Here is a 14,029-nt window from a genome sequence, read left to right on the forward strand (position 1 = left end):
AAGTCTCCTGATGTCAGGGAGGAGCGGTCGCTTCTTTCCTGCAAGGACAGACGATCATGCAGGATTTTCGATCTAACATCGATATAGATATTCTCTCGCAGTATGCTCTCTACGTCGGGCTCGGCACTGCGGCATTCATTGCCATCATCGGCGCCCTCATACTGATACGACGCCTCGTGCGCCGTTTGATTCTCGGCACGGCACGCCTTCTCAACAGATCCGTCAATCCTGTCGTTTTTCGCGGCATTCGCATTCTCAGCCCGCGACTCCTGACACGCTGGATCACCGGTCTGTTCAAGGTAATGCATCTACTTCTTTACCTGAGCATCATCTATGGCCTCGTCTCCTTCGGCCTCAGTCAGGCAACAGCCGAGTTTCGCGAATCGGCCATTCCGTTGATACGCGGAGCACTGAGCACCATCCTGCTTTTCTTTATCGCATCGCTGATCTTCGCGGGCCTGCGTTCGATCTTTCAGATCGGCGAAAAGCAGATCCGTGTTTCGCTTCTGCCGCAGATGCGTCCGTTGCGATGGCGCGGCATGGAATTCTTGAGCGGAGCTCAGGTTCGATCGACTACGACGAATGCATATGTTCTTATTAAGTATACGGTTTACGTTGTTTCGGCGTATCTGCTACTTGTTCTGCTTTTCAGTTTCTTTGCTTTTTCCTCGGGTTGGAGCAACCGCATCCTGTCCTATGTGCTGAGCCCGCTACGATCGCTGGCAGATGGCTTCGTCGGCTATCTGCCGAATCTGTTCTTTCTCGTCATCACGCTTATCGTCGTGCGTTATACGATGCGTTTCTTCCGATCGTTTTTCGAAGGCCTGTCAACAGGACGAACGAAAATCGCCGGATTTCACCCGGAATGGGCCGACACAACGTATAAACTCGCTGTTTTTATTCTCCTGGCCTTCACGGCGGTCCTGATCTTTCCGTATCTTCCCGGTTCGAGGCCTTCAAAGGCGTCGGGCTATTCCTCGGCTTCCTTCTCTCTCTCGGGTCGACGGCCGTCATTGCCAATATGGTTGCCGGCACGGTTCTCACCTATATGCGCCCTTTTCAGATTGGAGATCGAGTAAAGATCGCCGATACGATGGGCGACGTCGTCGAGAAAACCCTGCTTGTGACGCGCATCCGTACAGCGAAGAACGTAGAGGTAACGGTACCAACGGCCTCGTTCTTGGCGCTCATATCATCAACTACAGCGCCGTCGCCGCAAGCGAAGGCCTGATCCTGCATACGACGGTTACGATCGGATACGACGTCCCCTGGCCGAAGGTACACGGTCTGCTACTCGAAGCGGCCCGACGCACGGAAGGCATTCTCGATACGCCACAGCCTTTTGTTCTTCAGACGGCTCTTTCGGATTTCAGCGTTGCCTATGAATTGAACGGGTATACAGAAAAACCACAGCAGATGGCAGGCATCCACTCAGACATGCATCGTCATATTCTCGACTGTTTCAACGAAGCCGGCGTTGAGATACTCTCCCCACATTATGAAGCGAACCGGGACGGAAATGCGCTCACCATACCCGAAAACTATGTCAGAAAAAAGGTGAACAGAACACCTTCCCGTGAGAAGGATGTGAAGGCGAAAACAGGTCGCTCAAGGCAGAAGCAATAACTCTCGCCTTCCCTGCTTTCAGTCCGCCGCCTCAACGCCAGTCACGAAATAGCGGGTTTCGCCCTCCCAGAAAAGCCGAAAGAAGCGCTCTTCGTAGCGCAGCCGCACGTTACGGCCTCCAAGGCGTTCGAGCTGCTCGATGAGACGCTGATCGTCTTTGTCGACCGAAAAATCCCAGATGGAGGTGATGCCGCCCTCTTCGCTGCGCCGCTCGCGGATGGTGCTGATGCCGCCCATGTCGAGTTCCCCTTCATAGGTCTTGAAGACGTAGCCCTTTTTCGTCAGCTTGATGAGGCGGCCGGCGCGAGAACCCTCAGAATACGAACCGATTATGATATAACTGCCCGCCCCAATCAAAAGAGCTCCGCCCACAACAAGCGTTACGATAGAATAAAAACGAATCTTTTGCATCATGAGCAGATGATTTCGGCCCGGACGGCCCGGCAATCCTGAAAATATTCGCTCGCTCAAAAAAAAATGTACAAGTTTTCGGCCAACGTACCGAAGCAATTTACAGGGAAACACACGGAGGTCGATCCATGATCATCAACCACAATCTCAGCGCGATCTTTTCGCATCGCACCCTGAAGTTCCACGACGTGGACTCGATGAAAGACGGCGAGAAGCTGTCTTCGGGTATGAGAATCAACCGCGCCGGAGACGACGCCGCAGGTCTGGCCGTATCTGAAAAGATGCGCACGCAGATCCAGGGTCTTCGTCAGGCGACGCGAAACGCAGAGGATGGAATCAGTTTCATCCAGACCACGGAAGGATATCTGTCAGAAACGGCGAACATGATTCAGCGAATTCGTGTTCTTGCAGTACAGGCGTCTAATGGTATCTATTCAGCAGAAGACAGACAGCAGATTCAGGTCGAAATCTCACAGCTCATCGACGAGATCGATCGTATCGCTTCGCAGGCCGAGTTCAACAAGATGAAGATGCTCACAGGCGCCTTCGCTCGTATGAATCCGTCCGCTTCTATGTGGTTCCATATCGGAGCCAACATGCATCAGCGCGAGCGTGTTTATGTTAACACGATGACGACCGCCGCTCTCGGACTTCGCAATCCGACGGTGTTGACGTTCATCTCGATCAGTACTCCGGGTAAGGCTAACTCCGTAATCGGACTGGCCGACGACGCCCTGCGCCGCATCTCGAAGCAGCGCGCCGACCTCGGCGCCTATCAGAACCGTCTCGAGCATGCGACGAAAGGCCTCATGAACGCCTACGAGAACATCCAGGCTGCCGAATCTCGCATCCGCGACACTGATATGGCGGAGCAGATGATCAGCTTCACCCGCTATCAGATCCTGACACAGGCGGCGACGGCGATGCTCGCTCAGGCGAATCAGAAGCCGCAGGTCGTGATGCAGCTTCTTCGTTAACAGAACGAGATCAGACCTCCGAATCGGCGCCTCTTTTCTAATTGAAAAGTGGCGCCTTTTTCGTCGGCTATTCCGGTCGATCCGGTCGAAAAAAAGCCCTCACCGGCCACAGTTTTTATGTCGTCAGTTTACCGATGGCTGCGTCTTCTGACCTTATGGAGATGCCAGCGTATTTACAGAAGGTAGATGACTATCGCACCCTCGCCGTCGGCAGCGTCGTTCGCCGCCTCGGATCAGGAAAAGATCAGCAGGGCCGTCTGCTTGAGATTCGCGACAACGGTCTCGTTCTCGGTAACGTTATCGATTTAAGCGCCGGCGCCTTTGTCGCCGATGCAGGCCTGCTCACATTGCAGCCCGAAGATGCCGTTTACGTTCACAGCACAAGCTTTGCTACAAGCTCGAAGACGCCCGAAGCCCGCAAGCTGATCCAGGACTGGGCCCTCTTCCGCTCAGAGACGCAGCAACAGAAGGCCATCCTGGAGTTTGTGGAAAGCGTCTACAGCCCCGAACAGATCCTCGACTTCGCCTCATCGGATCAGATGAAAAACGTCTTCGTTCCCGTGCAGCAGAAGCTGAAGATCGGTCGCTTTGTCGAGAAGATCAACGTGCGTAAAGAGCGCATCGAACGCTTCCGGCAGATGATCGAGGCGCTGCATGACGGCAAGCATCTGACGTATCTTGCCTTTATTCCAAGGGAAAGCGTCGCCGAACCGATGTTCTATTCGATTGGAACGAAGCCGCATCGCGAAACGCTTGCAAAGCTTGAGCGCGAAGAGATCGCCTTCCGGCCGAACCACGGCGGGCATATCAAGATCGTCAGCGCCACGAATGAGCCGCGCAAATACATCGTCGATGCCGGCTCGAACGAGTTCGGAGTGGGAGTACGCACACACCTCTCCACAGCCGAGATGATCACCGATGCTCTCGCGAAGCTCTTTCCCGAATACGAGTTCCGGCCCGTGCCCGGACGCGACGCCTACGGAGTCGAGCAGAGCTACTGATGGACGTCTACAGCCACATACTGGGCTTTGCCTTCGGAGCTATGTTGATCGGATGGTCGGTGTGGATGCTCGTGCTTCACTTTCGCACTCCACCCGAGCTCCGCGCAAAGCGTCGCGTGCGACCGTGGATACCGATCGTATTTCTGTTGATAGGCCTTGCCGATTTGAGCAAGGCCATCCGCGATCTGATGAAGGATATGTGAGCGAATTTCCAGATCCAAAATGGTCTTGAAAGCGAGCGGGCCTTTCTAATCCTGCTCTGATCAACAGGTACTCGGCCAGATGAACTTTATCAAGCAAGCAGCGGCTTACATCTTTTCTCCCTTCTCGGCTGCCGAAAACGAAATCCGGGCGTTGCATGGACTCAGGGCGCTCTCTATTCTTGGAATCATCGTATATCACGCGTGGCATGTGGCCTCAAATACACATCTGACCTGGATGCCCGAAATCGCCGGTCGATTTCTTCCCAATCTCACGACAACGGTGAATCTGTTTTTCATGCTTTCGGGCTATCTGATCACAAGCGGATTGCTGCATGAATGGAAGAAAAAGGGCAGGATCGACTTTCGCATCTTCTTTTTAAAACGTACGTTTCGCATTTTCCCTTCCTATTACATTCTCGTCTTCTTCATGATCTTCTTCGTCGGAGCGCAGATCAGAATCGTCGAAGGCCTTCCCGAGCCGACTGCCGATCAGCAGCGCATGCTTGCCGACATGCAGGCGTCATACGCCAACCGAATCTGGGATCTGCTCTACCTGTCGAACTTCGTTCAGGGTCGGCTTGTGGAACATGGCTGGACTTTGAGTATTGAAGAGCAGTATTACCTCGTCTTTCCGCTTCTTGCGTCTTTGCTTATATTCCGGCTTGAGCGGAAGCATCGCCTGTATTTTCTTCTCGCACTCTATTTCATTCCTCTCCTTTCTCGTCTCTACTATCTTTATGTTTCCGTCACTCCCGACAGCGCCTTCAAGGTCTACTATTACAGCCATACACGCTTCGATTCCATACTTGTGGGGGTTCTCATCGCCGTTTTCATTCACGACTGGCGAGATCTTTACAACCGCCTGATGGATCATCATGCCGGCAAGTTAGCCATCGCTTCGGTGCTGCTGTATGCCCTGCGCCACCTGTGGAATATCAACGAGGCCAACTACGAGAATGCGCTTGGCTACAACTTTGCCGACCTTTCTTATGGAGGCATGATTCTCGTCGGGATCCATGGAAAAACATGGCTGGCAAAAGCGCTGAGCATCAGACCGCTCATCCCCGTGGCAAAAGTCAGCTACAGTATGTATCTGTGGCATATGCTCTTAACGGGAGTGGCCTTCAGTAAGAACTACAGGATCGGGGAGCCCATCACGCCGTTTCTTTTATCGCTGATCACCGTCTCGGCCATCGTCTACAGCTTCCTGATGGCCTGGTTCATGTACGTCGTCGTCGAGGCTCCGTTTATGAAGCTTCGTGACCGAGTTCTGAGAAGATTTCGCGAGGCATGAGCGCATGACGGCGATCGGGCTCTCATGCCATGCCGCGCGAATCAAGCATTCATATCAAGTACGCTAAACCATCACCAGGGGATCGTCTGGTTCGGCCATTGCGTGAACGTGCCGGCCGGTTCATCGGGCCCGAGCAAGGCCACTCGCACGACTTCGCGAGCCCCGTCTTCTACGGTTTCAAAGCCCGTAAAACCGGTCAGCGCAGTCCTTGTAAAAGCCGGAGAAGCAAGCCTTACCTTGATCGGAGTATTCTCAAGCTCGACCATCATGGATAACGTGATTGCGTTCATGGCCGCTTTTGACGCAGAATAGCCCGGACCGAACATTCCGTGATAGGGAGAATCAGGATCCACATTCAAGTTCAGCGATCCCATCGCACTCGAAACATTGACGATGCTGCCAGCTTCTGACTTCCGAAGCAACGGAAGCATTTCCTGATACACGGCAAGAACACCGAATACGTTCGTCTCCCAGATCGCTTTTACCTCATCAAGAGATACCGTGCTCGGCAGAGCCAGCGGCGCATAATCAACCAGAGAAAGCCCGAGGTTCTCCCTTCTTGTGCTGAAAATCCCCGCATTCTGCACGAGGACGTCAAGCCGTCCGAACTGCGCGTCGATCTTGCAAGCGGCCTCGGCAATCGACGTGCGATCCGTTACATCGAGCTGAACGGCATGCGCAGATGATCCGATCTCTTTCGCGGCGGCTTCTCCGCGCGAATGATTCCGTGAGCCGACGAGCACCGTCAGCCCGTGATTGGCCAGCTCCCGGGCAACCTGAAATCCCACCCCCTGATTTGCTCCGGTGATCAGGGCAATACGTTTATCCATCTTTTCCTCCTGTGCTTTATGCACAGGATCGATTAAGTAGCTGTAATCCCATCGGGCCATAGACAAATGATAAGATCTTGTTCCGGAGCAGTATCCAGGGCCGGTCACAACATTGAATTGCCGTTCGCCAGCTCTTTGCCTAACATTATTGCATGCATGAGGCGTATGAGCAGATGCGAAAGAGCCTGCTACAGTGGGTGGAGATTCCCGACGACGCATGGTCTATGATGCGGCAGATCTTTCATGTAAAGAAGATTCCACGTCAGGGATTCCTCAAGCAACCCGGCGATACACGCACGGTCACGGTCTTTGTTTGCTCGGGCCTGCTGCGTTATTTTTCAGGGCAGAGCGATCAGATGCAGGTGAATAAGCTTTTTCTAACGGAGGGCATGTTCTTGAGTCCTGCTTCGGGTTGCTCTATCAGCTCGGGGTCGGACTGTGGAATCCAGGCGTTGGAGCCCACAGTAGCCCTTGTCGCCGATACAGACGCATATAACGCCCTATTCGAGCAGCATCCAATCTTTGATCGTCTTGGCCGCAAACTCAGCACCTACTGGCTGGAGCAGAATCGGACTCTCACCTTTCAGAAGCTCAATGCAACGGAGCGCTACAAGCAGCTCATCCGACAGAACTCCGATCTGGTGCAGCGAGTGCCGCAGGTCCATATCGCATCGTATCTCGGTATTACAGAGGTCTCGCTTTCCAGAATCCGTCGCCAGTTAGCACAACAGGCCCGTAACAGAAGGTGGGCTTGAAGGAGCGAGAGCCAGATCGACGGGAGGGGCAACGAAAACTACATGCGCGGTAGCGAATGCTACAGGAGCTATTCAACCGGAGCGGTCGCGAATGCCACAGTCGCCGGCGCGCGACATAAGAATATTATGTTCGCATTGGGATTGTCCCGGCTTTGTTGCGCAAAGATCATCTGAACCAATGGCCTCCCGGATTTCGATTCCAGAACGTTTATTACTTGATTCGCTTCTCTGTTTTTGGTTTAGCCGTCTTGATCATTTTGTTAAGCATAGAGGCCCGCAAAGCGACCTCTACCCGCTGGTTCTCAAGGTTACGAGCGCTCAGGCGGTCACCGAACGTTCGCTTGTAGCGATAGATTGCCATTTCTACAAGTGATCGTTTGAAATATCCGCTCTCTGTCTTCCAACCTCCTTTTCCGATTTCCCGAATTCTTTTCACGATTTCATCGCGTGGCCAGGTATTATCCATGGCATTCTCGTATTTTTCGCTTGATAGAATGGCTCCTTCCCTGCTTGGAATAATGGCTTTGATTCCATGCTGCAAGCATGTCAGAAACACTCTATGAGCATCGTACGCTCCATCCCCGCGAAAATCCTTTATGTCATAGCCTTGCTTTACGAGTGATCGAATGATATCGGGTGCGGGCTCCGCATCGTGAGTATCACGCTGGGTTAGTAACGCAGTCAGTATCTGTCCGCTACCTGCATCAATGGCAAGATGAAGCTTGCGCCATGTCCTTCGTTTCCCCGCACCGTGCTCGCGAACTTTCCATTCGCCTTCGCCGAAAACCTTGAGCCCCGTTCCGTCGAGTACAAGATGAATTGGTTTTGATCGGATTCCCTTCGGCAATTTGATAGAAGGGGAGAGCCGACCCTGTCTGCGTGAGATTCGACTGTAATCCGGTACTTCCAGATCCAATCCGGAGAGCTTGAAAAGCGATGCCAGCAGCCCCGTTGTTTGCCGTAGAGGCAGCCCGAAGAGACTCTTCAAAACGAGAACGCATTCAATAGCAGCATCAGAGTATTTATCTCTTCTTCCCCGGCGATTCGGTGTTTCCACGGAATACCAGCGATCCTCAATTCCATCCTCTATCCAGAGACAGAGATCCCCTCGCTTAACGAGCCCTCTGTTGTAATCTCTCCAGTTCAGAACTCGATAGGGAACCTTTGGATCTTGCTTTCCCTTTATCCGCAATGCGCTCATAATATCGTTATGTCGCTAGGGCCGCAAAGTACAAGCCTTTTTTGCGCAACAAAGCCGATTGTCCCGATATTTTTATTATGTCGCGCCCTGATAATGCCTGTAGCCTATCGGTCGGACTCCGCTCATCCGCTGGCAATTCCGCCTGTACCCCTCCGTCAACTCCCCTCTCCGGCTGACATTTTTGCGCTTCCCCCATCCTCCGACCCGTTGCCCTGCCACCGGGACGCTCCCTGTTCAAAATGACTTGCTCGCCTCGCCCGTTCGCCGAACGTAGCTTCAGATAACAGGGGGACGAGATGAGCGAAAAGAAGCCTCACATCATCAGCGACGCCGAAGGCAAGCCGACACGAGATAAGCCGTGGATCTTCCGCACCTACGGCGGCCACACAAACGTCTGGGAAACGAACCACCTCTATCGCGAAGGCCTGAAGCGCGGACAGACCGGTCTTTCCATCGCCTTCGATCTGCCCACACAGTGCGGCTATTCCTCTGATCATGCGATCTCACGCCCCGAGATCGGTAAGGTCGGAGTTCCGATCAACTCCCTTGACGACTTCCACGTATTATTCGATCAGATTCCCATCGAAGAGATGAACACGTCGATGACGATTAACGGCACGGCGATGTGGCTTCTCTCGCTTTACGTGGCCCTCGCCCGCGAAAAAGGCGTCGACGTGTCGAAGCTGAACGGCACGACGCAGAACGATCTTGTTAAAGAATACCTGGCGCGCGGCACGTATATCTTCCCGCCCGAGGCGTCGTTTCGGCTGATCAGCGAGATGTACGAGTTCTGCATCGATAACGTGCCGAAATGGAATCCCTCCAATATCTGTTCCTATCACCTGCAAGAGGCCGGAGCGACGCCGGCGCAAGAGCTGGCGTTTGCACTGTCGAACGCGATCGGTCTTCTCGATACGATTCGTTCCCGCGGTCATCTCAATCAGGATCAGTTCGAGCAGGTCGTCGGCCGCATCTCGTTCTTTGTTAACGCCGGCATCCGCTTTGTAGAAGAGATGTGCAAGATGCGCGCCTTCAGCGAACTGTGGGAGGAGATCACCCGCGAACGTTACGGTGTGAAGAATCCGAAGTATCGACTCTTCCGCTACGGCGTTCAGGTGAACTCCCTTGGATTAACCGAGAACCAGCCCGAGAATAACGCCTGGCGTATTCTGATCGAGGCGCTCGGTGTGACGCTTTCGCGTAACGCACGCTGTCGCGCACTGCAGCTTCCGGCATGGAACGAGGCGCTCTCTCTGCCCCGTCCGTGGGATCAGCAATGGTCGCTGCGTCTGCAGCAGATTATGGCCTACGAAACCGACCTGCTTGAGTACCCCGATCTTTTCGACGGCTCGAAGGTCGTCGAATCGAAGGTCGCCGATCTGAAAGACCAGGCGCGCAGCGAGATTCAGAAGATCCTCGATATGGGCGGCGTGCAAGCTGCCGTAGAATCCGGCTACATGAAGTCGGCTCTCGTAAAAAGTATGTCGGAACGCCTGAGTAAGATCAACTCGGGCGAACTGATCGTCGTCGGTATGAACAAATGGACGGACGGCATCGACTCTCCTCTTCTTTCAGGAGAGGACGGCGGCATTTTCAAGGTCGACGCCGATTCCGCTAAAAAAACGTTAACCTCTCTTGAAGAAACGAAGGCGAAGCGCGATCCGGCCAGAGCGGCGGCGGCCATCGAGGCTTTGAAGGCGGCGGCACGCGAAGGCCGTAACATGATGGAGCCGTCCATAGAATGCGCCCTTGCTCGCATCACGACCGGCGAATGGGCGGCCGCCATGCGCGAGGTATTCGGCGAATATCGTCCGCCGACGGGCATCGAAGGCCAGCGCCTCAGCCTCGAGAACGATCGCGTGAACGCCCTTCGCGCCCGCGTCGAGTCGTTCACACAGCGCGTCGGACACCGTCCGCGTATCGTCGTCGGCAAGCCCGGCCTTGACGGACATTCAAACGGCGCCGAGATGATCGCCGTGTCGGCACGCCATTCGGGCTTCGACGTGATCTATTCCGGCATCCGACTGACGCCCGAAGAGATCGTACAGAGCGCCGTCGACGAGAATGCCGACATCATCGGCGTTTCGATTCTCTCGGGCTCGCATCTTGAGCTTGCGCGACAGATCATGGAGCGTCTTGAACAATCCGGCGCGAAAGATCGGATTCCCGTCGTCTTCGGCGGCATCATTCCGAAAGGGGACTTTGCGCAGCTCGAAGGCATCGGCGTTAAGCGCATCTTCACTCCGGCCGACTACCAACTCATCGACATTATGGAACGTATCATGGAAGTCGTCGAAGAGCAGGCATCTGCAAAGGCGTGAGCGAAGGCGTCGATATTTCTAAAGAGCTGGAGCTTGCCGAAAAGGCGCTGCGCGACGGAGATCGTTATTCTATCGCGCAGCTGATCACGCTTTTCGAGGATTCACGCCCCGTCGCCTTTGATAAGCGCGACGCCGTGATCCGCTTCTTTCAGGAATCGGGCCGTTCACATCGCGCGACGTTTTCGGGAATTACGGGCACGCCGGGAGCCGGCAAGTCGACGCTTGTCGGCGAGCTGGCGCTTCGTTTTGCCGCCGCCGATGCGAAGGTGCGGGTGGCGGTGTTAGCCGTCGATCCATCCAGTGAGGTTTCGGGCGGATCGCTTCTTGGCGATCGCACGCGTGTGCGCTTTCCCGTCGACGAACACCGATTGTATTTTCGCAGCCAGGCGTCGGATCGCGAGCTCGGCGGCATCAGCCGCACGACCTTCTCGGTCTGCCGGTTGCTCTATCATCTCTTCGATCACGTTTTGATCGAAACGGTCGGCATCGGTCAGAACGAGATCGAGGTGCAGCATATCGCCGACCGCGTCTATCTTGTGCTGCAGCCTCTTGCCGGCGATCAGATTCAGTTTATGAAGGCCGGCATTATGGAGATTCCCGACGCCTTCGTGATCAATAAATCCGACCAGACGGAGCCGGCGCGAAAGACCTACTATTCGTTGAAGGCATCGCTTGGCTTTGTGCGCCCGGGCGAGGATCATCTGCCTATCTTTCGCGTGAGCGCCTTAACGGGGCTTGGCCTTGACGATCTCAGCGCCGATATGCAAGCCAACCGGCACCGCCTGCTTGCTGCCGATGCCGGCGGCGTCAGATCTGATGCGGAGCTCTATCGCAAAGAGGTCTTCTATTTCGAGAAGTGGGTGCGCGATGAATACGGGCGTCATGGCCTGCGCCGGCTCGTTGCGATGGGCGGATCGGGCAACTACATGGATCAGCACGGCGGATTCGATCTCGCTCGCCGGCAGTTCGCTCAACTTTTTTGAGTTGCACGGCGCATCAACCGTGCACACCTATGCCTCACATGGCATCTAAACATATCGCGGTCCTGTTCGGCGGCAAGTCGTCAGAGCATGAGGTCTCCATTCGCTCGGCCGGCTTCATCTATCGCACCCTTGATCGCAGTCGTTATAACGTGCGCCCCGTCTATGTCGATCAGCAGGGCCGCTTCTTTCTGCTTGATGCGGTGAGCGAGCTGCCGACGACAATCGATGAGATCACCGCCCTTTCTAAAACGCCGCTTGTCTTTGTTCCGGGCGAGAGCGCTCCGGTGCGCACCGCTCAGGGGGACGTCGTTCGCGTTGATGTCGTTTTTCCCGTCCTGCACGGCCCGAACGGCGAAGACGGGACGCTACAGGGGCTTCTGCGCCTGCTTGATCTTCCCTTCGTCGGCTGCGACGTGCTCGGCTCGGCGCTGTGCATGGATAAGGCGATGATGAAGCCGGTGCTTGCAGCTGCCGGCATCGACTCGGCGCGCTACATTCTCGTCGAACAGCACAATCGCACGATCGACCTTGCCGAGGTCTTTCGCGAGCTGGGCGATTACGTATTTGTGAAGCCTTCACGGCAGGGATCATCGGTCGGCGTTAGTCGAGCCGCAAACGAGACCGAGCTCAAGGCAGCTCTCGACGAGGCCTTTCGCTTCGATTCTAAAGTGCTGATCGAAGAGGCCATCGTCGGCCGCGAGATCGAATGCTCCGTGCTGGGGAATGAACGCCCGGAGGCGTCGGTTCCGGGTGAGATCCTACCGAAGCATGCCTTTTACAGCTATGAGGCTAAATACCTGGACCCTGACGGCGCCGGATTGCAGATCCCCGCGAATCTTACGCCCTACGATCAGAAGCGCGTTCGCGAAACGGCCATGCGCACCTACAGGGCGCTCGACTGTGAAGGACTTTCGCGCGTCGACGTCTTCTTCACCGCCGACGGGCGCATCCTCGTTAACGAGATTAATACGTTACCAGGCTTCACGCAGATCAGCATGTACCCGAAGATGTGGGAGGCTACGGGGCTTCCGGGCGTCGAGCTGATGGACCGACTCGTGCAGGCCGCTCTGGACCGTCATGCACGACAGGCTGCCTTCAAAACGACGAGGGTTTAACCGGCATGATCGGCAGAGAGGTTCGCTGAAAATGGCCGTAACACTGGATCGCTCCCGGCTCATCGAGCGCTTTCAAAGCGAGTTCGGCGCGAAGCCTCAGCGCGTATTTTTCGCGCCGGGGCGCATTAATCTGATTGGGGAGCATATCGATTATCTGGGCGGAACGGTGCTTCCGGCGGCCATCGACCGCGGCATTGTCGCCTTTCTGCGCCGGCGCGACGATCGCATGCTGCGGCTGCGATCGGTAGAACAGCCGAACGGCGTGGACATTAATCTCGACGCACTGCCCGATCGAGCCGATGCGTTGCCCGAATCGTGGTCGGGGTATGCGATCGGTATGATCCGCATGTACCTGAGAAACGTGTCTTCGGGCTTCGACGTGCTCTTTGCCTCGAATCTTCCCGTCGGATCAGGCCTTTCTTCTTCGGCCGCTCTCGAAGTGCTGACGGGCTATATAGCTCAGGCCCTATCAATCGAAGACTTTGCCATGAACGAGAAGCAGCGCATTCAACTGGCCCTTGATGCGCAATCGATTGAGAACAGATACATCGGCGTGCAGTGCGGCATCATGGATCAGTTTGCCGTAGCGATGGGGCGAAAAGACCATGCGCTGCATCTGAATACGGAGACGCTGGACTACCGTTACATTCCTTTTAAGAGTGATCGGCATACGATCGTCGTGATGAACTCAAACCGCCCGCGCAAGCTCAGCGAATCTAAGTATAACGAAAGGCGTGCGCAGTGTGATGAGGCGCTCTCGCTGATTCAAAGGCTGCGTCCGCAATACGAGAATCTGGTCGCCGTGCCCGAAGAGGATCTGAACATCCTTTCTGCCGAGCCGATTCTTTTCAGGCGAGCCCGCCATGCCGTTACCGAAAACCTTCGCGTTACCGAAGCCATCGCCGCTTTATCGGCCGGCCATATCGAGCGATTCGGCGCGCTGCTTGACGAATCGCATCGCTCGCTTCGCGACGACTATGAGGTCTCCTGCTTTGAGCTTGATTCGCTTCAGGAGATCAGTCGGGCACATCCTGCCTGCATCGGCTCGCGCATGACCGGCGCCGGCTTCGGCGGATGTGCCATCGCTCTTCTTGAAACGGTCGATCCGGCCGTCGTTCTCGATTTCGCCGAAACGGTAGGAGCTGCCTATAGAAAGGCGACGGATTTTTCGGCCGACATCTTCGCCGTTCAACTGATGGACGGCGTTCACGAAGAAGTCTTATAGAATCTCTCTTTGTAGATTTTCATCTGTGGATTTTCAATAGAAGCAATATAGCATGCACTATAATCAAAAAACGCGAAGAAAAAACTG

At 55.1% G+C, this 14,029-nt stretch carries 15 protein-coding genes; 12 read left to right on the forward strand and 3 right to left on the reverse strand.

What is annotated here, in order from left to right; genetic code table 11:
• Positions 1-56 precede the first annotated feature (56 nt).
• The 3 genes from LEPIL_RS21850 to LEPIL_RS24120 are packed head-to-tail and all read left to right on the forward strand — an operon-like array spanning position 57 to position 1,626.
• Positions 57-1,079 carry a hypothetical protein gene (locus tag LEPIL_RS21850; RefSeq protein WP_052608243.1) on the forward strand — a complete coding sequence of 341 codons (1,023 nt, stop codon included), beginning with the start codon at positions 57-59 and terminating at the stop codon, positions 1,077-1,079.
• Entirely contained in the window at positions 1,049-1,231 is a 183-nt protein-coding gene (locus LEPIL_RS24115) for a mechanosensitive ion channel domain-containing protein (RefSeq protein WP_052608245.1), read from the forward strand. The genes LEPIL_RS21850 and LEPIL_RS24115 overlap by 31 nt, the downstream gene beginning before the upstream one ends.
• Before the next feature lie 20 nt (positions 1,232-1,251).
• Positions 1,252-1,626: a hypothetical protein gene (locus tag LEPIL_RS24120; RefSeq protein ID WP_343287600.1), complete on the forward strand. Its 375-nt coding sequence runs from the start codon at positions 1,252-1,254 to the stop codon at positions 1,624-1,626.
• An 18-nt stretch (positions 1,627-1,644) separates the two neighbouring features.
• Here the strand turns inward: LEPIL_RS24120 and LEPIL_RS08225 are convergent, their stop codons facing one another.
• The gene (locus tag LEPIL_RS08225) at positions 1,645-2,040 is read right to left on the reverse strand and encodes a hypothetical protein (protein WP_002771732.1); all 396 of its coding nucleotides are present in this window, start codon (positions 2,038-2,040) and stop codon (positions 1,645-1,647) included.
• A 125-nt stretch (positions 2,041-2,165) separates the two neighbouring features.
• Between LEPIL_RS08225 and LEPIL_RS08230 the strand changes: the two genes are divergently transcribed.
• The 4 genes from LEPIL_RS08230 to LEPIL_RS08245 all read left to right on the forward strand — a co-directional run bounded on the left by LEPIL_RS08230 (position 2,166) and on the right by LEPIL_RS08245 (position 5,512).
• Positions 2,166-3,014: a flagellin N-terminal helical domain-containing protein gene (locus LEPIL_RS08230; RefSeq protein ID WP_002771733.1), complete on the forward strand. Its 849-nt coding sequence runs from the start codon at positions 2,166-2,168 to the stop codon at positions 3,012-3,014.
• A 161-nt stretch (positions 3,015-3,175) separates the two neighbouring features.
• Positions 3,176-4,015 (forward strand): hypothetical protein, encoded by an 840-nt coding sequence (locus tag LEPIL_RS08235; RefSeq protein WP_143464857.1) that lies wholly within the window; start codon positions 3,176-3,178, stop codon positions 4,013-4,015.
• Positions 4,015-4,218, forward strand: a complete 204-nt coding sequence (locus LEPIL_RS08240) for a hypothetical protein (protein WP_002771737.1) — start codon at positions 4,015-4,017, stop codon at positions 4,216-4,218. The genes LEPIL_RS08235 and LEPIL_RS08240 overlap by 1 nt, the downstream gene beginning before the upstream one ends.
• Positions 4,219-4,297: 79 nt before the next feature.
• On the forward strand, positions 4,298-5,512 hold the full coding sequence (locus LEPIL_RS08245; RefSeq protein WP_002771739.1) for an acyltransferase family protein: 1,215 nt from the start codon (positions 4,298-4,300) through the stop codon (positions 5,510-5,512).
• Between the two features lie 71 nt (positions 5,513-5,583).
• Here the strand turns inward: LEPIL_RS08245 and LEPIL_RS08250 are convergent, their stop codons facing one another.
• On the reverse strand, positions 5,584-6,342 hold the full coding sequence (locus LEPIL_RS08250) for an SDR family NAD(P)-dependent oxidoreductase (RefSeq protein WP_002771748.1): 759 nt from the start codon (positions 6,340-6,342) through the stop codon (positions 5,584-5,586).
• A gap of 152 nt (positions 6,343-6,494) precedes the next feature.
• Here LEPIL_RS08250 and LEPIL_RS21865 point away from each other — a divergent pair, with 152 nt between their 5' ends.
• Positions 6,495-7,097: a Crp/Fnr family transcriptional regulator gene (locus tag LEPIL_RS21865; RefSeq protein WP_002771750.1), complete on the forward strand. Its 603-nt coding sequence runs from the start codon at positions 6,495-6,497 to the stop codon at positions 7,095-7,097.
• Between the two features lie 211 nt (positions 7,098-7,308).
• Here the strand turns inward: LEPIL_RS21865 and LEPIL_RS08260 are convergent, their stop codons facing one another.
• Positions 7,309-8,298, reverse strand: coding sequence for an IS5-like element ISLil3 family transposase (locus LEPIL_RS08260; protein WP_002771752.1), 990 nt, complete (start codon positions 8,296-8,298; stop codon positions 7,309-7,311).
• A gap of 296 nt (positions 8,299-8,594) precedes the next feature.
• Here LEPIL_RS08260 and LEPIL_RS08270 point away from each other — a divergent pair, with 296 nt between their 5' ends.
• The 4 genes from LEPIL_RS08270 to LEPIL_RS08285 are packed head-to-tail and all read left to right on the forward strand — an operon-like array spanning position 8,595 to position 13,942.
• On the forward strand, positions 8,595-10,619 hold the full coding sequence (locus tag LEPIL_RS08270; RefSeq protein ID WP_002771754.1) for a protein meaA: 2,025 nt from the start codon (positions 8,595-8,597) through the stop codon (positions 10,617-10,619).
• On the forward strand, positions 10,616-11,602 hold the full coding sequence (locus tag LEPIL_RS08275) for an ArgK/MeaB family GTPase (RefSeq protein WP_002771757.1): 987 nt from the start codon (positions 10,616-10,618) through the stop codon (positions 11,600-11,602). The genes LEPIL_RS08270 and LEPIL_RS08275 overlap by 4 nt, the downstream gene beginning before the upstream one ends.
• Positions 11,603-11,640: 38 nt before the next feature.
• The gene (locus tag LEPIL_RS08280; RefSeq protein WP_040918492.1) at positions 11,641-12,717 is read left to right on the forward strand and encodes a D-alanine--D-alanine ligase family protein; all 1,077 of its coding nucleotides are present in this window, start codon (positions 11,641-11,643) and stop codon (positions 12,715-12,717) included.
• A 31-nt stretch (positions 12,718-12,748) separates the two neighbouring features.
• Positions 12,749-13,942, forward strand: coding sequence for a galactokinase (locus tag LEPIL_RS08285; protein ID WP_002771760.1), 1,194 nt, complete (start codon positions 12,749-12,751; stop codon positions 13,940-13,942).
• The last annotated feature ends 87 nt before the right edge of the window (positions 13,943-14,029 follow it).

This window comes from Leptonema illini DSM 21528, assembly GCF_000243335.1.
Classification (GTDB): domain Bacteria; phylum Spirochaetota; class Leptospiria; order Leptospirales; family Leptonemataceae; genus Leptonema; species Leptonema illini.